Consider the following 24894-nt stretch of genomic DNA (forward strand, 5'->3'; position numbering starts at 1 on the left):
TTATAACTCTTCTAAGTAAGTGTAGCCGTCAAGGCCGCTTTGCAATTCGTCGAGGACGCTTTGCTGTTCATCTGGTGCAATTTTTGCAGTCACTAACTGCGCATATGACTGCTGAAAACCTTCAACATCTAAATGTACATAACGCATCATATCAGCCACAGTATCACCATGATTAATTTCTGTAATACTAGCAACACCTTGCTCATCCATATTGACAATAGCACTGTGCGTATCACCAAATAAGTTATGCATATCGCCTAAAATTTCTTGATAGGCACCTACTAAGAAAAATCCCATTAAATAAGGTTTATCTGCTGTAAACTCAGGTACTGGCAACGTACTTTCAATGCCTTGACCATCTACATAATGCTCTAATGCGCCATCTGAATCACAGGTGATATCTAGTAACACAGCCCGTTTTTGTGGAGCTTGCGTTAAACCACTTAATGGCAATACCGGAAACACTTGGTCAATACCCCACGCGTCAGGCAATGACTGAAACAATGAGAAATTGACAAAAAACTTGTCCGCTAAACGCGCATTCAGATCATCTATAATCGGTCGATGAAAACGGTTTTTGTTATCCATTAATTTATTAAGTTCATAACACACGCGTAAGTTTATTTGCTCTGCCCATGCACGCTGAGTTAAATCTAATAATCCCATCGCAAACTGACTATGCGCTTCAGCTAAATCACCTTGGCTGTCGTGAAAAATCTCAATTAATGCACGGTCATCAGTAAGCACATGTAATTGTTGCCATGAAATCCACATATTTTTAAGTAACTGCGGCGCATCATCAGCTGGCGCTTCTATTTCTTCCGGTGTATACGTTTCGGTGCCAATTACATTGGAAATTAGTACCGCGTGATGCGCTGTTAATGCTCTTCCCGACTCTGAAATAATGGTAGGAAAAGGCTGCTCATACTGCTTACAAATATCACCGATGGTGTAGACAATATTATTTGCGTATTCAGCTAAACTGTAGTTCATTGAGTTGTGTGATTGACTGCGTGTGCCGTCGTAATCAACCGCTAAACCGCCCCCTACATCAAGGCACTCTATGTGTGCACCCAACTTGCGTAGTTCACAATAAAAACGAGCAGCTTCACTTACACCTAAGCGTACATCACGAATATTGGCCATTTGCGACCCTAAGTGAAAATGCACAAGCTGTACTAAATCAAGCTGATTTGTTTCTTTTAAGCGGTTTACTACATACAGCACTTGTGAAGCAGACAACCCAAACTTAGATTTTTCACCGCCACTTGCTTGCCATTTACCTTTGCCTTGCGAGGCTAAACGCACACGAATACCAATACGCGGTTTTACGTTAAGTTCTTTGGCTTGGCTAAGCACCATATCCAGCTCAGACAATTTCTCAAGTACGATATACACTTTATGGCCCAGCTTTTCGCCAATCAGCGCTAAGCGCACATATTCTTTATCTTTGTAGCCATTACATACAATCACCGCACTGGTTTTTTCTGCCAGTGCTAATACAGTTAATAACTCTGGCTTGCTACCGGCCTCTAAACCTAGCTGTTTTTTTTCTACTTGCGCTTGGCTGGCAACAATTTCTTCAACAACTTCACGTTGTTGATTTACTTTAATTGGATAAACTAATAAATAGTCTTTTGGGTAACCATAGCTTTCTATAGCAGTATTAAATGCACCACATAAGCTATGCACGCGATGATGTAAAATTTGTGGAAAACGAACAAGTGCTGGCAAGCTTAAACCTTTGTCTTCAAGCTGCTTAGCAATGTCTGTTAATGCAATGGTTTGCTGTGGGGCATCAGCCTTGGGCGCAACATACACATCACCTTGATCATTAATACCAAAAAAACCTTGGCTCCAATGACGAACGTTGTAGCTCGTACGAGCTTGTTCAAGTGATGTTGTCTCTTTCATTTATCTTTCTCTTTTATTTATGAATGCCAAACCGGCTAGTTGCCGCGCATTAAAAGAAAAATAGTGATTCATGTCCAACAAGTATTTCTACTCGTAACGAGTTAGGATTGAAATTAATAAATAAAAGCTTCAAACAAAGCAATATTAGCTGAGCGCAAGCTCCATAAATAAGCTGTTTGGGTTTTCTGTGTATTCACCAAAAGGGGCACATTGCACAAACCCTAAATTCTCATAAAGATGGATTGATTGTATTTGCTTTGGTCCTGTTTCTAGTTTTATGATTGGGATTTCTTCTTCGCCTGCATAGTGCAATAAAATTTGCATAATACGCCGCGATAAGCCTTTTCCGCGATAGCTAGGTTTTACGTAAAGCCGTCTAATTTCGCCATACCAGCTACCATCAAATTGCTTTACTATTGCGCCACAGGCAATTATTCCGTCTTGATTTTTTAAACCTACAGCGTAAACGCCCGGTAAACCAAGCTCATTAACTGTAAGCGCTTGTGAAGTTGCTACAGGATATAATGAGCTAATAAGTCGATCTATATCTGCAAATACGTTGATCACATCCTGATCACAAGGGTCTAAGTCGACTAACTGCATGGTTTATCTCAAGGTTATGCTTAAATATATTTAAACTATACCGTATCGATAGGAATGAACAACCTACTTAGGCTAAGTTATTTTTAGTGGGTTAGTTTATTGCTAGGATAATAAATAGCTCAATAACAAGGTGAGAATATGATGTACCCAGAAAAAGAGCGCTTATTAGCGCTCTTTATCAATTATTAAAGTCCTTGTTCGTCTGCCATTTTCTTAACTATTTGTGGTGCCGTCCACAGTGACGGTAGTAACACAAACGAAACTGGCACCGCAGTGACCACAATAAACGACTGCAAGGCTGAAATTCCGCCCTCGCCTATAGAAATAAGCAACGCCGCCATCACCCCCATCATAATCCCCCAAAACACTCGAATTGATGTTTGCGGATGATCGGTACCTGTCATCACCATAGATACCGAGTACGTCATTGAGTCACCGGTTGTTGCCACAAAAATAGTGGTCAGTACTAAAAATAATACAGACACAATAAACCCCATGGGTAACTGCTCAGTAATGGCTAACAATGCCGCTGGTAAATTAAGCCCAGCAAAAGGCTCTGATATAACGCCGGGATTATTTAACTCAAAAAAGATGCCTGAGCCACCCACAATAGTAAACCAAAAGCAGGTGATCACTGGCGCAACCACAGAGATGAGTAAAATCATTTCACGAATAGTACGTCCACGGGATATACGTGCAACAAACATCGCCATTAAAGGGCCATAACCTAAAAACCAACCCCAAAAGAACACAGTCCACCAGTCTAACCATGGTTTATCGGCACGAAATGTAGCCATAGGAATAAAGTTATCTAAATACAAACCAAAGGAATGAATGTAGCTATCAATAATAAACGCAGTGGGCCCCATTAGTAATATAAACAACATCAGCAACACTGCCAGTACAACATTAAAACGGCTTAGTAGCTGTATACCTTTGGTAACCCCACTTACCGCTGAAAGTGTGTAAATGCCAATTAAACTAAATAAAATAATTACTTGTGTGGTGTAGGTGTCAGGAATGGCAAACAATTTATCTAGGCCAAAACTCACTTGTAAGCCTAAAAAACCAATAGGACCCACAGTGCCAGCAACCACAGCGAGTACACAACATGCATCAACAATAGTACCAAGCGCCCCTTTCATTGCGCGATCGCCAAATACGGGGTAAAGCAAAGTACGAGGTTTAAGCGGTAAGCCTTTTTCGTAATGAAGATGCATATAAACAATGCCGGTCAAACTACCTAAAATAGCCCAAGCTAAAAACCCCCAGTGCATAAAGCTTTGTGCAAGGGCGTTATAGGCGGCATCCCTTGTGCCAGTTTCACCACCAAATAGCGGTGGCGGAGAAATAAAATGTGCCATTGGCTCTGCTGCGGCCCAAAATACGCCGCCACCAGCAAGCAAAGTGCACATAATTATACTGATCCATTTGAAGGTAGATATTTCAGGGGTTTTTAAACCGCCGAGCACCACTGAACCGGTGCGGCCTACGGCCAAAAATATACCTATCACAAAGGTTAATAACAGCAGAACTTGCCAAAAGGCGCCAAATATTTTGGTTGAGAAGGCAAAGGCAGAGTTTATCCAATCCGACATCAGTTTAATGTCGTAAAGGGCCAGCGCGGCAAATAAAACTAATATACCGCCACTGATTAAAAATACGGGTATATCAACCCCATCCAGAAACTTAACTCGGGAAGAATGTATTTCACCCGACTTTAAAGTTGCTTTAGTGGTATTCATTTATCGCTCCTAATGGTTTTTTACAGTTACCGACATAGCGACATACCATGACATCACACTAAACCCTAGTTTCAACAAACGACAAAGCAACTCAAAAGCGAGTTTTAAGTACTTGTTATGTTCACGTTTAGGTAATGTCACAACAAGTAGACTTATTGCCAATTCCTGACTAGTTTAACGCGTTAAAAACGCTAAACCAATGCCTCAGGAATGATTTGTGCAGTAGTTACACAATAATAAAAAATAAATTACATCACGGTATCAAACAAACAAAAAATATACATTTTTGCTTTAGCAAAAGCGCGGTACGTTATTAAACGTTACTGCGCAGTGGGTACGTAAACAACGCGGCTTATCGATTAGGGCAACTAAACCTGTCGCCTCAGTTAGTGATAAATACAGAGTTATTGATGCTGTTTATGCCATGTTAAATAGTTGCTGTGCGTTAATGGTTTTGCAAATAAATAACCTTGCACTGCATTCACGCCCATCGACTTTAATATGGCTAGTTGCTCAGCACTTTCGACCCCTTCGGCCACAATGTTAATATTTAAGCTATGACCTAAGCCAATAATAGATTGCACAATACTTTTACCCGATGCGCTATTGAGCACTTTATCAATAAAGCTTTTATCAATTTTTAACTCATCAATAGGAAACACGCTTAAATGTTTTAAACACGAGTAGCCCGTACCAAAGTCATCAATTGAAAACACAAATCCATGCGATTTTAATTCTTCCATTTGCTTTACGGTCCCCATCAAGTCACCCGCTAACATTGATTCAGTGATCTCTAATTTAATTCGAGTTGGCGAGACGTCAAACGCTTCAATTGCTTTAAATAGCTCACCTTTTAAAGTGGAAGAATTAAACTGACACTGGCTAATGTTAATTGATACGCTAAAACTGTCATCGAGTAAGTTATTATCTCGAAGTGTTTCAAGTAAAATACAAATATCTCTTAATACAATATTTTGTAACTTTTGAATTAAGCCAAATTGCTCGGCAATTGGAATAAATGCATTAGGGGGGATAAGCCCTTTAGTTGGATGATTCCATCTTATTAATGCCTCAGCACCCACAAGGGTTCCATCAATTGCTAATTGTGGCTGAAAATAAGCACAAAACTCATCGCACGCGATAGCCCTGACAATGTCAGTTTCAAGCTCAGTTTGATTTTCCAGTAAGGTTTGCAGTGCGGGGTCGTAAAAGCTACTACTATTACCACCCTTCATTTTAGAGAGATACATAGCGGTATCTGCAAATTTTAAAATATTAGCGGTTATGGCATTGCTCGTGTTAATCAAACAAATACCAATACTACAACTGACCTGAAACGCTAAATCGCCCACTTCAAATTTTTCATAAAAGACACTTTGTACTTTTTTAGCAATCAACTCAGATTCACTATTAGCTTGCATGTGGCTATCACCGACATGCTCGATAAGAATAATAAATTCATCACCACCGACTCGTGCGAGGGTATCTGCCGGGTTCAAAATAGCTGTTAATCGTTGTGATAACTCAACCAGTATTTCATCGCCTGCATTATGCCCTAGTGAGTCATTTATGCGTTTAAAATTATCTAAATCTAAAAATAAGAGTGCGCCCGTGTGATCAGACTGCTTAATTTGTTCAACATACATACTGAGCCTATCATTGAGCATTCTGCGATTAGGAAGGTTTGTAAGCGGATCAAAAAATGCTAACCGTTGTACTTCTTCTTCGGCAGCTTTGCGATTAGAGATATCTCTGGCCATCCACACCACATGTCTCAGTGACGGGTTATTAGGCTGGTAACTTTCAAGGGGAGCTGTTCGCCCTTCAAATGTAAGTTGCTTACCTTTTATATTGAGCTGATATTCAAACACTTGAACTTCATTAGTTTGCAGCGTTTTGGCAATTACCTCCATAATAGGATTTGCATCTTCAGGAGGCATAATATCTCTGACATTACGATTAATCACATGCTCTTGGCTTAAATATAAACTTTCATTAGTAGTGCCGTAAACGTTGGTATACTCTCCTTCTTCACTCAAAATAAGAGTTAGATCGGGAAGTACTTTTGCGAAGGCTTTAAACTTTTCATTACTTTGCTGCAATTCAAAAAGCAACGCGTTTAATCTTAGTGACTCTGTGTGCTTTTCTAAAGCAATACTGGTGAAATCAACAAAAAAGTCTATTAACTCTAAATCTTGTGGTGTCGGTGACTTGGCACTGTCATGATAAATTGCAAAAGTGCCTAATATGTCTGATTTTGTTGAAATAATAGGGGTAGACCAACATGACCTTAAACCATAACTTAACGCCATTGCTCTATAATCATCCCATAATGGCGATGTTGTAATATCTGCGGCAATAATGCGTTTTTTTTCATAGGCTGCAGTACCGCATGAACCGACAGTTGGCCCTATTTTCACGCCATTAATTGCTTGGCAGTAACCCTGTGCAATATTAGGCGCCGCACTATGAAATAGCTGTTCTCCTTTGAGCGTTAATATAGAGCACTTTGCAGAGGAGTCTTCAATAAGCTCCTCAATAGATAAACAAATATTTTCCAGTACCTCGTCAAGTGGCGCACCGAGTGCTATTTTCGATAATATACTTTGTTGCTGAGAAAGCAGCTTTCTGACTCTCATTATTTCAATCAAATTATATTCCTCAACAATCACTAACGCTAAATGCGTCGCTCAATTTTAGGGCCTGTTTATAATAATTTATAATAGTCTTTTGACTATACATAATATTGAAATCAGCATCTATGCTATTTTCGTCTATTTCACGCGCGTTTGCCATTCAATACAAGGTGGCGATTTGAAATGTACTTATCAAACAAATCATTTATTTACATACCATCTGTAAACACCCTTTATTAAATACTTTGTTACTTAAAAGTACTGTTTAAAATCATCAAGCTATTTATAATAGCTAAAACATAAATAATCGATGAGGTTAGTGTGCAAATAACACAAGGTATGGAATATTTTTTTTCAGGGTTTAAGTTAATTAGTCAAAAAGGGCTAAAACGCTTTGTACTTATACCCCTACTTATTAATATTTTATTATTTGGTAGCTCCTTATTCTTTTTATTTGGCTGGCTTAGTGATGGCTTTAATGCCGTAACGGCCATGCTCCCAGAATGGCTAAGTTGGCTCGAATGGTTAATGTGGCCAATTGCTGTGCTGGTGGTGCTGTTTACTTACAGTATGTTATTTACCGTTATTACTAACTTTATCGCCGCACCTTTCAATGGCTTACTAAGTGAAAAGGTAGAGCTTTATTTAACTGGTCAAAAAATTAACGACGACGGATTAGCTGATTTAGTTAAAGATGTTCCGCGAATGCTGGGCCGGGAATGGACTAAGCTTTGCTACTACCTCCCACGCGCTATCGGCTTTTTTATTTTATTGTGGGTACTACCTGTGATAGGCCAAGTGCTATGGGTGCTTTTTACCTGCTGGATGTATGCGGTGCAATATAAAGATTATGCTTTTGATAATCACAAAATTAGCTTTACACAAATGAAAAATGACTTAAAAAGCAAACAAGGGTTATCTTATGGGTTTGGCTTTGCCGTGATGCTGCTAACCGCTATCCCATTTATAAATTTAATTGTTATGCCTGTGGCGGTATGTGGTGCCACACGATTATGGGTTGAAAATTACCGACCACAATACCGTAGTTAAAATAAAAAATGGGCCACCTGGCCCATTTTTTTATGCTCGCTAATATATTAACTATATAAGCTCTGTGGCACTTTAGTTACATTTAAGTGCACCGTTATTTCTTCACGATCATGGTATAAATGCTTTGCTTGAAGTTCATAGCTTATGCCGTACTTCGCCATTTCTTCTCTGATCATTTTTAAACATTCATACACACTATCAAAGCGTTTTTTCATCGGTAATTTTAGATTAAAAATAAGCTCTTTTGCATAGGCGTTTACAGCCCAGTCAATCATCAAGTTAGTCACTTTAGTCGGCTTTTCTACCATATCGCAAACCAACCAAGTGATGTTTCTTTTTTCTGGACGGTATTTAAAACCATCTTCTCTAAAATGCTTTACTTGACCCGTTTCCATTAAACTTTCATTCATTGGGCCGTTATCTATCGCGCTAACAAACATACCACGGCGAACTAACTGATAAGTCCAGCCACCTGGGCATGCACCTAAATCAACGCTGCGCATCCCAGCTTGTACCCGCGACTCACGCTCTTGCTCAGGAATAAACACGTTAAACGCTTCATCTAACTTAAGCGTTGAACGACTTGGGCCATCGCTTGGCATACGTAAACGTAAGATCCCCATAAAAAAAGGAGAATTGTTATAACTATATGAGTAACCCACATACGCAGTATTATTAGCTAAAAACAGCACATGCATTACTGGGCGATTTGCTTTTGGTTCACGCAATACGGTGTTTTGTTTCTCAAGGGCTTTTTTAAGCGGAGTTGATATCTTTTTACAAAAAGTCAGTAACTCTTTGCCCTCGTTGGTATCGGGTGTTTCGACACGCAGCTCAGAACACAAAGTAAAATCTTTTGCAGCATCTACAATAGCGCCTACTCTATCTTCTACGGGCATATTTTCAATTAGGTTACCGGCAAACCATTGGCGTGCAAATACCATATTTTTAAAATCAACTTTTTTGATTATTTCGTCGCTGTGCTGCGCTTCAAAACATTCATAAATAACATAACCGGTATTTGGTTTTGCTTTTACATACCCAGCAAATCCTTGTTCGGCAGCGTGAAACGTTATTTCAGCAGCGGCATCGTTTTCAAAACCACTACGACAGTAAATCACAACACTAGACATATTAACCCTTAAACTCTTTAAAACTTAAATCGTGCAACTTGCACTAAAATAACTATCCAACCAATAATAAAGCACAGCCCACCCAAGGGGGTAATTGGGCCCAGCCACTTCAACCCTGTTAAGGCCAATAAGTATAAGCTGCCACTAAATAACAATGTACCGGCAATAAAAAAGCCACCCGCCATGCTGAGGTGCATACCCCACTTAATTAAAATAGCCACTGCAATTAACGCCAGCCCATGTACCATTTGATACTCAGCGGCGGTTTTAAAAATACCAATGGAGTACTCTGATAAACGACCTTTCAGACCATGAGCAGCAAATGCGCCCAGTATCACTGAAAGCATGCAAAAAAAGCTGCCTGCTAATAAAAATAGTTTAATCATGTTTATCCTCTTTTAAATTTTCAAGCGTATTCTTTATAAAGCTTGCTGCCTGTATTGCTGCAGCATTCAGGTTTTCCTGCTCAGTCACGCCACTTTTTTTACGCGGTTTTAGTGAGTGGTCACCATCCGTTAACCATATATACTTTGGCTGCTTTGGCATGACCATTGTGGCAAGCTCTTCGCGGGTGCCAAAGGTATCCCTTTCCCCCTGTAATACTAAAAAAGGACACGGTATGTCTGCAAAATGATCTGTACGCAGTTTTTCTGGCTTGCCCGGAGGATGAAACGGATAACCAAACGCAAGCACACCTAAAACAGGATGAGAGGTCGAACAGGCAAGCATCGATGCCATGCGCCCGCCCATTGATTTACCCCCTATAAATAGCGGTAAATTTGCATCAGCTTGAGTCACTATATGTTCAAAATAAGTAAGTAGTTTAGGCGCTCGATCTGGTGGGCGACGTTTGTTAGTTTGTTTAGCAATTTGCATATATTCAAAATCAAACAAGCCAACGTCAATACCGTACTCACTGAGATGTTTAGCCATGATTTGCATAAACTCAGAATCACTGCCAGCCCCTGCGCCATGAGCAAATATAAACTGTGCGATTGCCGGTTGCTGACTACTTCTAACCCATTCGATGCTCATTAATATTCTTGCTCCTGCTCAACTAAACTTAACATCCAGTCTTTAAACGATACAATTTTGCCTAACTCATTTTGTGACTCACGGATCACTAAGTAATAGGCATTCTTACTCTCTAAACTGTGATTGAACGGGATCACTAAACGTCCTGCATCAATATCTGGTTTTGCTAGTACGCTGTTACCAATTGCAACACCTTGGCCATGTACCGCAGCTTGTAACACCATAGATGAATGACTAAATATAGGTCCTTGGTTAACTTGTACATTACGTACGCCGGCGGTTTTCATCCAGGTTTTCCAGTTTTTACGGGTGGTGTCATGTAGCAAGGTATGGTTTGCTAAATCACTGGGTTGGTTAAGCGCTCTGGGGCCATTTAACAGTAATGGGCTACATAACGGCACTAAATACTCAGTGTGCAGTTTATAGGCTTGCACCCCACTCCAATGACCGCGACCATAATAAATTGAGATATCAACATCGTCTGTTAACGAGTTTTCATCCTGATCTTGAGCTTTAATTCGCACATCAATTTCTGGGTGTAATTCGTTAAATAAGCTCAATCGAGGAATAAGCCATTGAATCGCAAAACTGGGGGTTAAACTTACGGTTAACGAGCCTTTGGCACCACGGGCTAGTAGCTTTTCAGTTGCATCTATTAGCTGAGTAAAAATTTCTTTAATATCTAAAAAATAACCTTGGCCTTCTTCGGTTAATAATAACGAGCGATTTTTACGTAAAAACAGCTTTAAGCCTAAATGCTCTTCAAGCGTTTTTATTTGATGACTCACCGCAGCTTGCGTGACATACAACTCTTCTGCGGCTTTAGTAAAGCTTAAATGACGTGCTGCAGCTTCAAAAGCTTTCAGCGCGTTTAATGGAGGAACTCGTCTTGACATGGCAACCAAGCTTAGAATTAGTTTTTCTTATGCGGTGAATTATATACCTATGCTGGGAAAGAGTATATTCAAGCCACAAAAAAAGCGACCTAAGTCGCTTTTTAATGAGTTAATCACTTCTTTATAAATCACTAGCACTGGTATCAAGGGGAGCAAAGCTTTTGATTAGATCATCAACCGCTTTCATTTGCGATAAGTACCCTTCTAATTTACTCAGTGCTAATGCACAAGGACCATCACATTTTGCTTCATTTGGATTGGGGTGTGCTTCAATAAATAAGCCTGCAATACCCAGTGCCATACCGCTACGGGCAAGTTCTGCGGCTTGAGCACGACGACCATCGGCTGAGTCAGCTCGACCGCCAGGACGCTGCAGCGCATGAGTGGCATCAAAGATAACGGGAGCCATGGTTTTCATATCATCCATGCCCAGCATATCAACCACTAGGTTGTTGTAACCAAAGCTTGAACCACGTTCACACAAGGCTACATTATTATTTCCGGCTTCATTAAATTTAGTAATGATATGACGCATTTCATGTGGGGCTAAAAACTGTGGCTTTTTCACATTAATAATCGCGCCTGTTTTAGCCATTGCAACCACCAAGTCTGTTTGACGAGCCAAAAACGCCGGTAGCTGAATAACATCAACAACCTCTGCAACCGGTGCTGCCTGATGAGGTTCATGCACATCGGTGATAAGCGCAATATTAAAGGTATTTTTAATCTCTTCAAATATCTTTAAGCCTTCTTCCATGCCTGGACCACGATAAGAATTGATGGACGAGCGATTGGCTTTATCAAATGATGCTTTGAATACATAAGGAATATTTAATTTAGTGGTCACTTCAACATAATGCTCGGCAATACGCATCGCTAAGTCGCGTGATTCAAGCACATTCATGCCACCAAATAAAACAAAAGGTTTATTATTTGCCAGTTCTATTTCATTGATATTAATAACTTGGTTGTTCATTTTAATTCCTTATGGTGCAACTGCTTGCATCATTAATCCACAAATATATGCCATATATGTACCTACACCATAGCCTAGTACCGCTAATAATACGCCGACCGGTGCCAGTGACGGATGAAACGCAGCGGCCACAACAGGGGCAGACGCTGCGCCACCTACATTGGCCTGTGAGCCAACAGCCATATAAAATAACGGTGCTTTAATTAATTTAGCCACAATGAGCATTAAACTTGCGTGAGTTAACATCCAAATTGCACCAATAACAAAATACATCGGTGAATCAAAAATCGCCATTACATTCATATGCAGGCCAATCGATGCCACTAAAATATACAAAAAGGCTGACGCCACTTTCGATGAACCAAACGCCTCAATATGGCGTACTTTGGTAAACGATAAGCAAATACCTATCGTCGTTGATATAACAATAAGCCAAAAGAACTTACTGTTTAAACTGTATTCTTTTGCCCACGCATAATTATTGGCAAAGAAGGGTCCTAAAATATCTGCACAAAAGTGCGCTAAACCGGTAATACCAAAGGCAATAGCTATAATCATCATGTAATCATTTAGCGTTGGCATACGCGCATGCTCTGCATGGTATTTTTCAACACGTTGCTTTAAGTCTTCAATCGCGGTGGTATCTGCACCGGCTTTAGCGTCAATCGCTTTATGATTAGCTGCCATTAATAATAATACTGCCATCCATAAATTAGCCACTATCACATCCACGGTGACCATGGCTGAGAAAATATCGCCACCCACTTCAAACATTTCTTTCATAGATGCTTGGTTTGCACCGCCACCAATCCAGCTACCTGCAATGGTTGTCATACCACGCCAAACAGCGTCAGGGCCATGTCCACCTACCGCTTCTGGATAAACAGCACTCATTATTAAAATAGCTAATGGGCCACCAATCACAATACCTGCGGTGCCGGTTAAAAACATAATTAATGCTTTAGGACCTAAATTAATAATCGCTTTTAAATCAATACTGATGGTAAGCAAAATTAAACACGCAGGCAGTAAATATCGCGAAGCGACGTAATACACGTTAGATTGAGAACCATCAACAATACCAAAGGTATTTAACAATGATGGCAAAAAATAACACAACAATAATGCCGGTACATATTTATAAAATGCCACAAGACCTGGGCGTTGACTATTTGAGGTTTTGAAAATAAACCCTAAAATAATCGCCAATAAACCAAGTACAACGGCATCATTGGTAATTAATGCAGTTTGGGGATCAGCCATAACATTTCCTATTTTTTATTCTTAGTGGTGAGTTTTATGATTGTCTTCAAGTTCTTCAATTTGATGTAGAATGATTTCAATAGCAGGATCATCAGGACATTCATCAACAAAAAACTGTAAATCATCTCGTGCCATTTTAGGGCAGCCAAGCTGATTTAGTAAATAACCTCTGTCGCGTCGCTCATAGGGATCATCACCTAATATTTCCATTAATAAATCGACGCAAGTTAACGCATGACCAAATTTATTTTCACTAATGAAAGACCATTTTTGCTGCGCTAAAAATAATTTATACACTTCGTCTTCAAAAATAAGCTCTAAAGGCTCTTGTTCTTGAGGATTTTCTTCATCAATATTTTCAGGAATGATGTACCAACTTTGTTGGCCACTGCTAGGGTCAACAAGATAACCCTCTTCATCACTCATTGCGACGTGAATGCCCACTTCGCCTTGAGTTATACTTACACTGGCATCGAGTTTAGCATGCTGTAAAAAGTGGCATAACAAAATAGCTAAGGTTGTCGGTGTGCCACTGCGCATAGACAAGGTATAGCTGATGCTATTTAACTTATACTCAGGAACTTTCAAGCTTGATGCACTAAATAGCCACTCACTATAAAAGCTATCAAGTAGTTTATCTAGGCGATCGTGTTCGTCCGGCATCTGCTGACAAATAGCCTCTATTTGCTGCTCAAACGCAGTAAGTATTTCAAGACTTGGTGTTAAGTCTATTTGAGAATCCCATTTAGCTTCCGCTTTGATACAACGATATATAGCCGGCGGCAAAAAATCATCGTAAGCATCTTCTATATAAGATTCATCGTGTTCATCAAACCCGAGGGTGGTCATTCATACTACAACATTCTAGAAAACGAGGACGTAGTTTACCTAATTTTAAAGCTAGATACCAATAATCAGAAATGAATTGAAGAGGTAAGCTTTACACCTTTGGTGTGCAAAGCTTAAATAGGCATTGTTAATTATAACAACAGCGGGGCTTTAGCTGTTGCTAAGTAACCAATAGCTGAAATAACAGCGGTGTTAAGTACTAAAAATACAACTTTTGGAACGGTTGTCGTTTGTTTAGCGCTAATAATACCCACAACAATATAAACGATAACTAGAATAATTTTTTCTAATAACCAAAGCTGCTCTAATGGGTTTATTTTAGCCATTGCCATTAAACCGATGGCTGAAACAATCAATAAAGTGTCTATACTGTGGCTACCAATAAAAACCAACTTATTTTTGGCAAGGCTGCCACTGCCCATACGAGAAAAAGAACGTACGTAAAATAAAATAATACTCACTAGCGCAATGGCCATGTGTGAGTGTTTTAATGCTAAATAATCCATAGGTCTTGTTACTTCTGTTAGTTATGTGTTTTGTCAGGAAAGCGTAAAAGTACCGCTTCGAGGTCTTCAAGTTTATCATTAAATACATCAACAAGTTTAGGATCAAAATGCGTTCCTTTATTTGCGTTTATCTCCGCAACCGCTTCTTCAAGTGTCCACGCACCTTTATAACAACGTTTATGGCGCAGTGCATCATACACATCAGCCAATGCCACTATTCTGGCAAAAATATCAATACGCTCCCCCTTTAATCCACTAGGGTAACCAGAACCATCCCACTTTTCGTGGTGCTGCTGTGCGATTAATGCCCCTGCGCTGACTATTTTACGCGGTGAATCTTTCAAAATAGCATAGCCTTTTCCAGCATGAGTTTTCATAACTTCCCACTCTTCGCTGTTTAACTTGTCAGGCTTATTTAAAATTGCATCCGGAATACCTATTTTACCCACATCATGTAAAGGCGATGCAAAGCGAATTAAATTCGCTTGCTCTTCAGATAACCCGTAGGCTAATGCTAATTCATAACAAATATAAGCAACCCGTTTTACATGATTACCCGTTTCGCACGAGCGCTGTTCAACGGCTTCACTTAAACGATAAACAAGCTCTTGTTGTGTGGCTTCAACTTCAGTGTGTAACTGCACATTTTCAAATGCCAACTGCACATTTTGAGAAAAGATTTCAATTAAGTTTCGTTGTGTATCCGTCAACTTTGACGGCACACCTGATACAAATAACATTGAATTATGGTTAAATTTACTGCTGCAATAAGCAAACAAATAATCATCTCTATACACAATTGCTTTATTAGCAAGGGCCTCTTGGCACGCTAACAGTTGGTCTTCTGGTAGTACGGTTTCTAGCTCTTCTCCCTCGCGCTTCGCAAAATCACCGGTACCAGAGCAAACAATCAGTTTTTTATTCATCTCCTCTGACGGATTTTGTGCAACTAAGGTGGTGGCATACATGGCTTCATCAGCAACGTTTAGTAAAGAAGTGAGCTGCTGCATCACGCCTTCAATAAAGTTATCCATTGAATGGGTTGCAAAAATATTGCGCGAAGCAGTGATTATTTTTTCTAGTCCCTCACGCGATTGCTCAATCGAAATAATATCGCGATACGAGCGAAGACTTGCCATCATAACGGTGAATAATTTTTGTGCGGTGAGTTCAGTTTTAGATTTATAGTCATTAATATCGTAATTTACGATTACTTGGCGCTCGGGTGCTTGGCCTGGCTGCCCGGTTCGTAGAATAATGCGAATATAATTATTTTTAACGGTATCACGAATGTATTTTGCTACTTGCAAACCCGCATCGTCTGTTTCCATAACAACATCGAGTAGGATGATGGCCGCATCAGGATGATCATCAATCAACTTTTTCGCTTCTGCGCCGGAATAAGCACTTATAAACTCCAAGCGTCTATCTTGAAACTTAAAATCACTCAACGCTAAACGCGTAACAGCATGAACCTCGGGTTCATCATCAACAATTAGAACTTTCCATGTTCCTTGCTCTTCACTTACTACTTCAGGTGGTTGTTCATTTGAAAATAAAAAATCTTCCATCACAAAGAGTTCCTTAAAACATATGCAAACAAACAACGGGGCTATTTTTAATAAGTTAAGGCCATTGTCCGAAAGTTACGCGGTCGTTATTACCAAGATCTTTCACTGTGCTTACATTTATAAACGCCATTTGGTTGAATATATGGCGAACAGCTGCACTTTGCTCAAATCCGTGTTCAATTAAAAGATAGCCATTAGAATGTAAATAGTCACGTGATTGCGTAATTATTTGTTTAATATCAGCTAATCCAGCATCATCTGCAACCAATGCAGACAAAGGCTCAAAGCGCACATCACCTTGATGCAAGTGTTTATCGTTATATTCTATATAGGGAGGGTTGGTTACAATTAGATCAAATTTTTTATTATTTAACGCGCTAAACCAATTGCTTTGTTTAACACACACATTATTTATCGCTAATCGTTTTTGATTACGTTTGGCCAGTGCTACCGCATCATCAATACGATCAACGGCAATAATATCCCATGTAGGCATTTCACTACCAAGCGCAAGTGCAATTGCTCCAGTGCCTGTGCCTAAATCGAGCACTTTGGCGTCATTTGGTACATTACATGAAAGCGCAAGCTCAACTAAGGTTTCTGTATCAGGGCGAGGAATGAGCGTTGTTGGATTTACTTCAAGCTGTAAACTCCAAAACTCACGATACCCTGTAATGTGCGAAACAGGCTCGCCGTTTAAACGACGCTCACATGCACGCTCAAACGCTTGTGATTGCTCATCCGTTAATTGTTTTTCTGGCCAAGTGAATAAATAACTTCGTGGCTTTTGTAAAATATTAAGCAGTAGTACTTGAGCATCTAACTTTGCGCTATCACTACTTGATGCTAATAAATTAGCACCGGTAGTAATAGCGTTTTCAACAGTGAGGTTCACGATTAATCGTCGCCCATCGCTGCTAATAAGTCGGCCTGATGCTCTTGCATTAGCGGCTCAACCACAGCGCCTAAATCACCGGCTACCACTTCGTTTAAACGATAAAGCGTTAAGTTAATACGGTGATCGGTAATGCGCCCCTGCGGGTAGTTGTATGTGCGAATACGCTCAGAACGATCGCCACTGCCCACTAAATTACGGCGTTCAGACGCCTCAGCAGCATGACGTTTTTCATCTTCAGCCTGTTGCAAACGCGCCGCCAATACCGACATCGCTTTTGCACGGTTTTTATGTTGAGAGCGCTCATCTTGACACTCAACCACAACACCGGTTGGTAAATGGGTAATACGAATGGCAGAGTCGGTTTTATTAACGTGCTGACCACCCGCGCCCGATGCTCTAAAGGTATCAACTTTAATATCGGCCGTATTGATTTCGATGGCTTCTGCTTCTGGTACTTCAGCCATTACAGCAACAGTACAGGCGGAGGTATGTACGCGCCCTTGTGACTCAGTTTCTGGGACTCGCTGTACACGGTGCACGCCTGATTCAAATTTTAATTGCCCATAAACACCTTCACCGCTGATGTTAGCAATTACTTCTTTGTAACCACCGTGCTCACCTTCGTTGGTGGTAACAATCTCTACTTTCCATTTTTTTGTTTCTGCGTAACGGCTGTACATTCTGAATAAGTCGCCAGCAAAAATAGCAGCTTCATCGCCCCCTGTTCCTGCACGAACCTCTAAAAATACATTGTTGTTGTCTCTCGGATCTTTAGGCAACATAAGCACTTGAATGTCGTCTTCTAAAGTCGAAATCTGTGCTTTTGCTTCTTTATATTCTTCTTGTGCCATTTCGCGCATTTCAGGATCTGAATCTTTTAGCATTTCTTCAGCGCTACTCAAGTCTTCTTGTGCTTGCTGGTATGCTAAAAACGTTTTCACCACTTCTTCCAGCTCAGAGTATTCTTTTGAAAGAGTACGGAAGCGGTTTTGATCACTAATGACCGATGGGTCACTTAGTAGCGCTTGAACTTCTTCGTAGCGCTCAACTAAGGTTTCTAATTTACGATAAACGGACTCTTTCATTTAACTGTTATTCCTGATCTATACCTAACATTTTTTTCAATTGGTTTAACTGAGCCACTTCACCTTTTTTCGCTGCATCTTGGATGGCACGGGTAGGCGCGTGCATTAAGCGATTGGTTAATTTATTGGCCAGCTCTAAAATTACTTTTTCTGCATCTTTACCTGTATTTAGCTGACTAAGCGCCCTATCTACAAGTTCTGCTTTTGTTGTTTGTACATCATTACGGTAGTGGCGAATTAAATCCACTGAATCAAGCGAGCGCAACCACATAAAAAACTCTTTGGTGCGCTCACTAATAATAATTTGTGCTTGCTCAGCAGCTTGTTCACGAGCAGCCATGTTTTCACTAACAATCGCTTGTAAGTCATCGACCGAGTACAAGTAGGCGTCGTCGAGTTCACCGACTTGGCTTTCAATATCGCGTGGTACAGCTATATCAATAAACAGCATCGGCTTATAGCGGCGTTGTTTAAGTGCTTGCTCAACTACACCTTTACCAATAATAGGTAAAGTGCTGGCGGTGGAGCTAATCACAATATCAGCTTGATGCAAACGTTCAGGCAATTGTGCCAACGCAATAACATCGGCTGATACTTCATCGGCTAAACTGCGCGCTCTTTCTATTGTTCTGTTGGCAACAGTAATTTTTTGCGGTTCATTTTGGTATAAATGTTTTGCTACCAGCTCTATGGTTTCACCGGCACCAATGAGTAACACCTTGGTTTTGTCCAGCTTTCCATAAATATGCTTTGCTAAATTAACTGCCGCAAAGGCAACTGATACTGCACTGGCACCAATGTTGGTTTCGGTACGGACTTCTTTTGCCACCGAAAACGTTTTTTGAAACAAACGATCAAACGTAACGCCCACCGCATCATGAGTTTTGGCACTATTATAGGCTTGTTTTATTTGCCCTAAAATTTGTGGTTCGCCTAACACCAGCGAGTCAAGCCCACAGGCTACACGCATCAAATGGTTTATTGCAGCGCTGTCTTCATGACAGTAGATATTTTTACTCAGTTCATGTTCATCTAAACCATGGAAACTGGCCAACCATTGCAACAATGTTTGGGAATTTTGCTGCGCAAGGCTACAATACACTTCAGTGCGATTACAGGTAGAGACAATAACCGCTTCATTAAAGTCGGCATGGCCACTTAATTGTTGTAGCGCCTCTGAAATTTGCTCAGGCGAAAAGGCCACTTTTTCTCGTAATTCTACGGATGCGGTTTTGTGATTAATACCAAGTGCTATTATGGTCATATCTGCCAAATATTGCTGAGCCCTACTACATAGGCGGCAATTTTATCAAAAATCTCAGGAATATGGAAAGTAAGGAACAACATTTGACTCGACAATATTTTATTTTAACCCTGTTATTTATTTTTTTAACGGGCTGCGCCAATAAAAACAACTACAATACAGAAGCTTACGAAGACTGGAAGTTACGTCTTAGTACACAAAAAACTTGGCAGGTGGAAGGTAAATTAGCGTTTATTAGCCCTGATGAGCGCCAATCTGCTAACTTAAATTGGCAACAAACACAAAATAGTAATCATTTAGTGTTAACCACATTTATTGGCACCCGAATTTTATCGCTCAAACAAACCGCAGTGGGGGCTGAATTAATATTTGATGACCAACCGTATTTTGATACTAATGCGAGTAGACTTTTACAACGCTTAACGGGGTTTACTTTACCGGTAAATAACGCCGGCCCATGGTTAAAAGCCACTATTGACGATCAAACCTTAGAAGTCGATCAATTAGGCCGTGCTAAAAGCGTGTTATGGTTTGATGACGCTGGCAAAAAATGGCAAATAAACTACACCAGTTACATACAAAAACACGGTTTTTGGTTACCTAACGCGCTAACCTTAACACATGAAAAGATTAAAATTAAAATCAAACTCTACGATTGGCAGTTTAACTAATTATGAATACTCCCTTTGAACTTTCGCTGATTGCGCCGGCGAAGCTAAATTTATTTTTACATATTAATGGTCGCCGTGATGATGGCTATCATGAATTAGAAACCCTGTTTACATTTTTGAACTATGGCGACGAGCTCCATTTTACGCTTACTAATGATAAAAATATTAGTATTAGCGGTGACACTCATGGCATTGCACTAACTGACAACTTAATTTATAAAGCAGCTTTATTATTGCAAACTCAGTGTAAAGTGAATTTAGGTGCAAAAATAAATTTAACTAAACGTTTGCCTATGGGCGGAGGTGTTGGTGGTGGTTCATCCGATGCCGCAACAACACTTTTAGCGCTAAATACACTATGGAATACCGCTCTTACACTAGATGAACTTGCAGATTTAGGCTTGAAGCTCGGTGCAGACGTACCTGTATTCATTAAAGGTAAAAGTGCCATAGCACATGGCGTTGGCGAGCAATTAGAGTATGTTAAATTGCCACAAAAATGGTACTGCGTTGTTTTTCCAAACCAGCATGTCAGTACTGCACAAATATTTACTCACCCCGATTTAAAACGTGACACGCCTAAACTTTTAGGTGACTGGCAACAGCAGGTTTTAACTAACGATTGTGAGCCTTTAGTGAAAAAGCTGTGTCCCGAGGTTGAAAAAACCCTGCAGTGGTTGCTAAAATACGCCCCATCAAAGATGACCGGAACAGGTTCATGTTGTTTTGTTGAATTTGCTAGTCAAGTTCAAGCACAAGATGTACTTGCTAATCTCCCCCATACTTGGCAGGGATTTATCGCATCAAGCGTTAATACTTCTCCTGCTCACACGGAGTTAGCCGCCATCATTGATAAATGAAGTAACGTACAAGTAATCATAAGTTAACCTACTTTGTTCATTCAATGTAAGTTAGTCCAAAAATTCAGTGCCTGAGGAACCCTACCGTGCCTGACATGAAGCTCTTCGCTGGTAACGCAACACCTGACCTAGCTCAAAAAGTTGCAAAACGTTTATATATTGAATTAGGCGATGCTGTTGTTGGCCGTTTTAGTGACGGTGAGATCAGTGTTCAAATTAATGAAAATGTTCGTGGCTCGGATGTTTTTATCTTACAATCAACCTGTGCCCCTACTAACGATAACCTAATGGAACTTATCGTTATGGTTGATGCGCTACGCCGTGCATCTGCCGGTCGTATCACTGCTGTTATTCCTTATTTTGGTTATGCTCGTCAAGATCGTCGTGTACGTTCTGCGCGTGTGCCAATTACAGCTAAAGTGGTTGCAGATTTCTTATCAAGTGTAGGTGTTGACCGCGTTCTTACGGTTGATTTACATGCTGAGCAAATCCAAGGCTTCTTCGATGTACCAGTAGATAACGTATTTGGCAGCCCGGTATTATTAGAAGATATGAAAAACCGCGACTTTGATGACGTGGTTGTTGTATCACCTGATATTGGTGGTGTTGTACGTGCCCGTGCAATTGCAAAACTATTAAACGATACCGACCTAGCTATTATTGATAAACGTCGCCCTCAAGCTAACGTTTCTCAAGTAATGCATATTATTGGTGACGTTGAAGGTCGTGATTGTATTATTGTTGATGACATGATTGATACCGGTGGTACATTGTGTAAAGCAGCTGAAGCTCTTAAAGAGCATGGTGCTAAACGCGTATTTGCTTACGCTACTCACCCTATTCTTTCTGGTACAGCTGCAGAAAACTTACGTAACTCTGTGATTGATGAAGTGATTGTAACTGACTCAATTCCACTGTCTGACGAACTAAAAGCGCTTGATATTGTAAAAGTATTAACACTTGCAGATATGTTAGCAGAGACTATTCGTCGCATTAGCAACGAAGAATCTATCTCGGCAATGTTTGAACACTAAAGTTAAACATTAATGAGTATAAAAGCGCCTTTTGGCGCTTTTTTTGTAAGCGATGTTTATTTTATAAACCCGCAGTGGTATGATAGCGCGCCTTTTGGCTAGGGACCTTGGTCGCAAAGGCCCTAACACTTTTAATTATTGGAGACATCATGTCTAACACAACTTATACTTATGACGCTGAACTTCGCGTAGAAACTGGTACTGGTGCGAGCCGCCGCCTACGTCGCGAAGACAAAGTGCCGGCAATCCTTTATGGAGCTGATAAAGAAGCGGTATCGCTTACTTTTGCTCATAAAGATATGATCAAAGCACAAGAAGACGAAGGCTTTTACACTCACATCCTTACATTAAATGTAGGTGGCGAGAAAGTTGAAGCAATCTTAAAAGATATCCAACGTCACCCTTTCAAGCCTAAGCTTACTCACCTTGATTTCCAACGTGTAGACGCAACTCATAAACTAGTAACTAAGGTTCCTTTACACTTCATCGGTGAAGAGAAAGTAACTAAGTTAGGTGCAACTGTTGTTCACCAGTTAACTGAAGTTGAGATTTCTTGTCTTCCTAAGTCACTTCCAGAATTCATCGAAGTAGACGTATCTGATCTTGTTGCTGGTGATTCAATCCACCTTACAGATCTTGCGTTCCCTAAAGGTGTTCAATCTGTTGAGCTTGGTAAAGGCGAAGGCCACGATCAGTCTATCGTTACTATCAAAGCTAACAAAGCAGCTCCAACTGAAGACGACGCTTCAGACGCTGCAGAATAATATTTAAGGTCTCGCACCTTGAATTCTATTCAAATGCTTGTGGGCCTGGCTAATCCAGGCCCCGAATACGCAAATACACGCCACAACGCAGGTGCTTGGTTCATTCAAGAACTCGCTGCACGCTACAACTGCACGCTAAAACACGACCCTAAATATCACGGCCTTACTGGTAAAGTGATTATTCAAGGCAAAGAATTCAAATTACTGATCCCCACCACTTACATGAACTTAAGTGGCAAAGCGGTGAGTAGTTTAGCCAATTTTTTTAAAATCCCCGTGGAAGACATACTTGTTGCCCATGATGAATTGGATTTAGACCCGGGCGTTGCTAAATTAAAAAAAGGCGGCGGACATGGCGGTCATAATGGCTTAAAAGACATTATTGCAAAAATGGCAAATCAAAAAGACTTTATGCGCTTACGCATAGGTGTTGGTCATCCAGGACATCGCGAAATGGTCACCGGTTGGGTGCTTGGTAAAGCAGCCAAGGACGATCAAGAAAAAATGGATGCCGCAGTTGATGAAGCAGTTCGTTGTATGGAAATACTTGCTAAAGACGGTGTGTTAAAAGCACAAAACAGACTACATTCGTTTAAACCCTAATTTTTGGGTATACGTACGCACGTATTAAACGAATCTAAACAAGGTATCTTACTATGGGTTTTAAATGTGGCATCGTTGGCTTGCCTAATGTTGGTAAATCAACACTTTTCAATGCATTGACTAAAGCGGGTATTGAAGCCGCTAACTTTCCTTTTTGTACCATTGAACCTAATACAGGTGTGGTACCGGTGCCAGATCCTCGCCTAGACGAACTTGCTAAAATTGTTAACCCGCAACGTATTATTACAACTAGTATGGAATTTGTGGATATTGCAGGTTTAGTTAAAGGTGCATCGAAAGGTGAAGGCCTAGGCAATCAGTTTTTAGCAAATATTCGTGAAACAGATGCGATTGGCCATGTAGTTCGTTGTTTTGAAGATGAAAACGTTATTCACGTTGCTGGTACTATCGACCCTGCGGACGATATTGACGTGATCAACACCGAGCTAGTACTTGCTGATATGGACAGTGCTGATAAAGCAATTTTCCGTAATGCGAAAAAAGCAAAAGGTGGCGATAAAGACGCAAAAGAGCAAAATGCGGTACTTGAAAAAGTAAAAGTGCATCTTGATGAAGGCTTAACTTTACGTTCTTTAGCGCTAACAAAAGAAGAAAAAGCAGCCATTGCGCCTATTAACTTCTTAACTATCAAGCCAACTATGTATATTGCTAACGTGGCTGAAGACGGATTTGAAAATAACCCACTACTTGATCGTGTCCGTGAAATAGCGGCTGCTGAGGATGCGGTTGTTGTACCTGTGTGTGCAGCTATCGAATCTGAGCTATCTGAGCTTGACGAAGAAGACAAATTAGAGTTTATGGCTGACCTAGGTCTTGAAGAGCCAGGACTTAACCTTGTTATTCGTGGTGGCTATGAGCTACTGCATTTGCAAACTTACTTTACTGCGGGTGTAAAAGAAGTACGTGCATGGACTATCCCAGTAGGTGCAACAGCGCCACAAGCAGCAGGTAAAATTCATACCGACTTTGAACGTGGCTTTATCCGCGCACAAACAATTGCTTTTGATGACTTTATTGCATTTAAAGGTGAAAGCGGTGCAAAAGAAGCAGGTAAAATGCGCCAAGAAGGTAAAGAGTACATCGTTAAAGATGGCGATGTAATGAACTTCTTGTTCAACGTATAATTAAACATTGCACTACGTTAAGTGGCTCATTGTTTTTAAAGGCTCGTTTTTACGAGCCTTTTTATTTTTCAGCCGAATAAAAGTAATAATTAGTCTATCCTTACTATAGGCTTAGAATTGTAAGGCAAAGCCAAATTACAATACAAAGCTCACAAAGAGTGTTAAAAAAGCAACGTTTTAATTAAAAAGTAGCCGGTTAGCCTATTTTTCCTGCAAACAAACCAACTTAAGTGTTTTTTTGCAAAAAAGGTGTTGACGAATTTGGGGCATATCAGCATAATACGCCCCGCACTCAGCGATGAAGTGTTAACAAAAAAGATGGCTAAGTAGCTCAGCTGGTTAGAGCACATCACTCATAATGATGGGGTCACAGGTTCAAATCCCGTCTTAGCC

Annotated in this window: 23 protein-coding genes and 1 tRNA gene; 8 read left to right on the forward strand and 16 right to left on the reverse strand. The window is 40.4% G+C overall.

The annotated features are described in order from the left end of the window. The 4 genes from speA to MTN96_RS34285 form a co-directional block, all read right to left on the reverse strand. Complete coding sequence (speA, locus tag MTN96_RS34270) at nucleotides 1-1914, reverse strand: biosynthetic arginine decarboxylase (protein ID WP_248534459.1); 1914 nt, start codon at nucleotides 1912-1914, stop codon at nucleotides 1-3. A gap of 144 nt (nucleotides 1915-2058) precedes the next feature. Then, the gene (locus tag MTN96_RS34275; protein ID WP_248534461.1) at nucleotides 2059-2517 is read right to left on the reverse strand and encodes a GNAT family N-acetyltransferase; all 459 of its coding nucleotides are present in this window, start codon (nucleotides 2515-2517) and stop codon (nucleotides 2059-2061) included. 185 nt (nucleotides 2518-2702) lie between these two features. After that, nucleotides 2703-4262 (reverse strand): BCCT family transporter, encoded by a 1560-nt coding sequence (locus MTN96_RS34280; protein WP_248534463.1) that lies wholly within the window; start codon nucleotides 4260-4262, stop codon nucleotides 2703-2705. A gap of 404 nt (nucleotides 4263-4666) precedes the next feature. Then, a complete protein-coding gene (locus tag MTN96_RS34285; protein WP_248534465.1) occupies nucleotides 4667-6913 on the reverse strand; it encodes a bifunctional diguanylate cyclase/phosphodiesterase in 2247 nt (748 codons plus the stop codon). A 324-nt stretch (nucleotides 6914-7237) separates the two neighbouring features. On the opposite strand from MTN96_RS34285, the gene cysZ reads away from it, so the two are divergent. Then, nucleotides 7238-7948 carry a sulfate transporter CysZ gene (cysZ, locus tag MTN96_RS34290; RefSeq protein ID WP_282447419.1) on the forward strand — a complete coding sequence of 237 codons (711 nt, stop codon included), beginning with the start codon at nucleotides 7238-7240 and terminating at the stop codon, nucleotides 7946-7948. 47 nt (nucleotides 7949-7995) lie between these two features. Here cysZ and rlmM read toward each other — a convergent pair whose 3' ends face one another. From rlmM to hemA, 12 genes are all read right to left on the reverse strand, one after another. Next, a complete protein-coding gene (gene rlmM / locus MTN96_RS34295; protein WP_036982089.1) occupies nucleotides 7996-9081 on the reverse strand; it encodes a 23S rRNA (cytidine(2498)-2'-O)-methyltransferase RlmM in 1086 nt (361 codons plus the stop codon). A 17-nt stretch (nucleotides 9082-9098) separates the two neighbouring features. Beyond that, the gene (locus MTN96_RS34300; protein WP_036982087.1) at nucleotides 9099-9467 is read right to left on the reverse strand and encodes a DUF423 domain-containing protein; all 369 of its coding nucleotides are present in this window, start codon (nucleotides 9465-9467) and stop codon (nucleotides 9099-9101) included. After that, nucleotides 9460-10116, reverse strand: a complete 657-nt coding sequence (locus MTN96_RS34305; RefSeq protein ID WP_069439966.1) for an alpha/beta family hydrolase — start codon at nucleotides 10114-10116, stop codon at nucleotides 9460-9462. Before MTN96_RS34305 ends, MTN96_RS34300 begins: the two co-directional genes overlap by 8 nt. Beyond that, nucleotides 10116-11012 carry a transcriptional regulator GcvA gene (locus MTN96_RS34310; RefSeq protein WP_013465321.1) on the reverse strand — a complete coding sequence of 299 codons (897 nt, stop codon included), beginning with the start codon at nucleotides 11010-11012 and terminating at the stop codon, nucleotides 10116-10118. Before MTN96_RS34310 ends, MTN96_RS34305 begins: the two co-directional genes overlap by 1 nt. Nucleotides 11013-11133: 121 nt before the next feature. Beyond that, complete coding sequence (gene kdsA, locus MTN96_RS34315; protein WP_036982082.1) at nucleotides 11134-11988, reverse strand: 3-deoxy-8-phosphooctulonate synthase; 855 nt, start codon at nucleotides 11986-11988, stop codon at nucleotides 11134-11136. A 9-nt stretch (nucleotides 11989-11997) separates the two neighbouring features. Beyond that, nucleotides 11998-13251 carry a DUF819 domain-containing protein gene (locus tag MTN96_RS34320; RefSeq protein WP_036982079.1) on the reverse strand — a complete coding sequence of 418 codons (1254 nt, stop codon included), beginning with the start codon at nucleotides 13249-13251 and terminating at the stop codon, nucleotides 11998-12000. A gap of 21 nt (nucleotides 13252-13272) precedes the next feature. Further along, nucleotides 13273-14100 (reverse strand): tetratricopeptide repeat protein, encoded by an 828-nt coding sequence (locus MTN96_RS34325; protein ID WP_036982077.1) that lies wholly within the window; start codon nucleotides 14098-14100, stop codon nucleotides 13273-13275. Nucleotides 14101-14231: 131 nt separating this feature from the next. Further along, nucleotides 14232-14606, reverse strand: a complete 375-nt coding sequence (locus MTN96_RS34330) for a SirB2 family protein (RefSeq protein WP_069439964.1) — start codon at nucleotides 14604-14606, stop codon at nucleotides 14232-14234. Nucleotides 14607-14623: 17 nt separating this feature from the next. After that, the gene (locus MTN96_RS34335) at nucleotides 14624-16177 is read right to left on the reverse strand and encodes a DUF3369 domain-containing protein (RefSeq protein WP_248534467.1); all 1554 of its coding nucleotides are present in this window, start codon (nucleotides 16175-16177) and stop codon (nucleotides 14624-14626) included. Between the two features lie 55 nt (nucleotides 16178-16232). Next, nucleotides 16233-17072, reverse strand: a complete 840-nt coding sequence (prmC, locus tag MTN96_RS34340) for a peptide chain release factor N(5)-glutamine methyltransferase (protein ID WP_036982072.1) — start codon at nucleotides 17070-17072, stop codon at nucleotides 16233-16235. 2 nt (nucleotides 17073-17074) lie between these two features. After that, on the reverse strand, nucleotides 17075-18160 hold the full coding sequence (gene prfA, locus MTN96_RS34345) for a peptide chain release factor 1 (protein WP_069439962.1): 1086 nt from the start codon (nucleotides 18158-18160) through the stop codon (nucleotides 17075-17077). A gap of 7 nt (nucleotides 18161-18167) precedes the next feature. Then, nucleotides 18168-19424, reverse strand: coding sequence for a glutamyl-tRNA reductase (gene hemA / locus MTN96_RS34350; protein ID WP_024602657.1), 1257 nt, complete (start codon nucleotides 19422-19424; stop codon nucleotides 18168-18170). Between the two features lie 83 nt (nucleotides 19425-19507). Between hemA and lolB the strand changes: the two genes are divergently transcribed. The 7 genes from lolB to MTN96_RS34385 all read left to right on the forward strand — a co-directional run bounded on the left by lolB (nucleotide 19508) and on the right by MTN96_RS34385 (nucleotide 24894). Then, nucleotides 19508-20095 carry a lipoprotein insertase outer membrane protein LolB gene (gene lolB / locus MTN96_RS34355; protein ID WP_138627161.1) on the forward strand — a complete coding sequence of 196 codons (588 nt, stop codon included), beginning with the start codon at nucleotides 19508-19510 and terminating at the stop codon, nucleotides 20093-20095. 2 nt (nucleotides 20096-20097) lie between these two features. Further along, a complete protein-coding gene (gene ispE / locus MTN96_RS34360) occupies nucleotides 20098-20955 on the forward strand; it encodes a 4-(cytidine 5'-diphospho)-2-C-methyl-D-erythritol kinase (protein ID WP_138627162.1) in 858 nt (285 codons plus the stop codon). An 86-nt stretch (nucleotides 20956-21041) separates the two neighbouring features. Further along, on the forward strand, nucleotides 21042-21989 hold the full coding sequence (locus MTN96_RS34365; protein WP_008115168.1) for a ribose-phosphate pyrophosphokinase: 948 nt from the start codon (nucleotides 21042-21044) through the stop codon (nucleotides 21987-21989). Nucleotides 21990-22138: 149 nt separating this feature from the next. Then, entirely contained in the window at nucleotides 22139-22753 is a 615-nt protein-coding gene (locus MTN96_RS34370) for a 50S ribosomal protein L25/general stress protein Ctc (RefSeq protein ID WP_013465331.1), read from the forward strand. Nucleotides 22754-22771: 18 nt separating this feature from the next. Next, nucleotides 22772-23356 carry an aminoacyl-tRNA hydrolase gene (gene pth / locus MTN96_RS34375; RefSeq protein WP_008467968.1) on the forward strand — a complete coding sequence of 195 codons (585 nt, stop codon included), beginning with the start codon at nucleotides 22772-22774 and terminating at the stop codon, nucleotides 23354-23356. Nucleotides 23357-23409: 53 nt separating this feature from the next. Next, nucleotides 23410-24501, forward strand: a complete 1092-nt coding sequence (gene ychF / locus MTN96_RS34380) for a redox-regulated ATPase YchF (RefSeq protein WP_036982063.1) — start codon at nucleotides 23410-23412, stop codon at nucleotides 24499-24501. A 320-nt stretch (nucleotides 24502-24821) separates the two neighbouring features. Then, nucleotides 24822-24894, forward strand: a tRNA-Met gene (locus tag MTN96_RS34385).

The organism is Pseudoalteromonas sp. 2CM28B, from assembly GCF_023161935.1.